At 62.0% G+C, this 1222-nt stretch carries 1 protein-coding gene and 1 pseudogene; both read right to left on the bottom strand.

The window, feature by feature from the left end; all coding sequences use genetic code 11:
* Positions 1–411: pseudogene (locus XpopCFBP1817_RS20765) on the bottom strand (transposase); the annotation flags it as partial.
* A gap of 293 nt (positions 412–704) precedes the next feature.
* On the bottom strand, positions 705–923 hold the full coding sequence (locus tag XpopCFBP1817_RS20760; protein ID WP_158251343.1) for a hypothetical protein: 219 nt from the start codon (positions 921–923) through the stop codon (positions 705–707).
* Positions 924–1222 lie beyond the last annotated feature (299 nt).

Here is a 1222-nt window from a genome sequence, read left to right as displayed (position 1 = left end):
GGATGCGCTCGCGCAGCTCGACGTTGCGGTCTTCGCGCGGGCAATAGCGCAGCGCACTGGCGCTCATACCGATCGCTGCCAAGGCGCGACGCTCGCTGGCGCCACGCCCCATCCACTCGCGCACCAGCGCACGACACGCCGCTGCGCTCACCACGTTTTTCGCAGCGCATCCTTGATCAAGCCGCTCTCGAACAGCTGCTCGGCCAGAAACTGCTTCAGCCGCACGTTCTCGGACTCAAGGTCCTTGAGCCGCTTGGCATCGGGCACGCTCATCCCGCCGAATTTGCTGCGCCACAGGGAATAGGAGGCCTCGCTGCCGCCGTGCCGCCGGCATAGGTCATTAATCGCCAAGCCCGCTTCGGCCTCACGCAGGAAGCCAATGATCCGTTCTTCGGAAAAACGCTTCTTCACGTCCAATCTTCTCGGGCTAGGGAATTGGACTCCAAACTGGGGCGCTACTCAAAACTGGGGGGATGTCGCTGACTCGCAGTAAGCACAGACTTTTTCACGGATTCCCGCCGACCCCCAAGCCGGCCAGGCCGGCCAAGACGCTGGCGCGGCGACGGCGGCCCCCAGCACCTTATGTTCGCAATGTGCCCTAATGATTTCGCTGTTTCCGCAGGGGGCTTACCAAAAAACCGGTTAAATCAAGGCTTATCCGGAAAGACGACGAGGACTCAAGAATGCGCCCTCTTTCGCCCTGTTCAGCCATCATCGCCAATGAACTGATCGACAACCCCATACACGATCCCGGCTCGCGCGATCAGGAAATCACCGACACCGTCAATTTGCGCCGCACCCCACGCGGCCAGGACGCGTTGGCGGAATTGCTTGATATGGCACCTCCTAATTGGAAACGGCCTGCTCCGCCCGCCGATCCCACGCCGTATCGGATCGAGGAGATTCAGCAGCACCTCCTCCACCGCGCCTCCACCTCCATGCAGTCCGTGCCACATGCGCCACCTGCGCCACCGCCGACATTGTCGCAGTCCGGAGAGGGTTCGTTTGACCCGATGGTCTTTCTGAACCTACCAGACGATGCATCCTGTGCCGAAAGTGCCCCTGCTTTGCAGGATGTTGCCAACCGGCCGGAGCAGCCAGCAATCGCGCCCCCCCTCCATCGAGCTATTCCCATATCGTTAGACACTCTCGGGCCCCTTCCGCCTCATCGTTGGCCGGTTCGTCGACGCACGCCACGGTCATGCCGGCTCCCGCCAGCACG

Origin of the sequence: Xanthomonas populi, assembly GCF_002940065.1 — a bacterium.
Lineage (GTDB): Bacteria > Pseudomonadota > Gammaproteobacteria > Xanthomonadales > Xanthomonadaceae > Xanthomonas > Xanthomonas populi.
The sequence above is the reverse complement of the archived record's forward strand: the minus strand, read 5'-3'. Positions and strand labels throughout refer to the sequence as shown.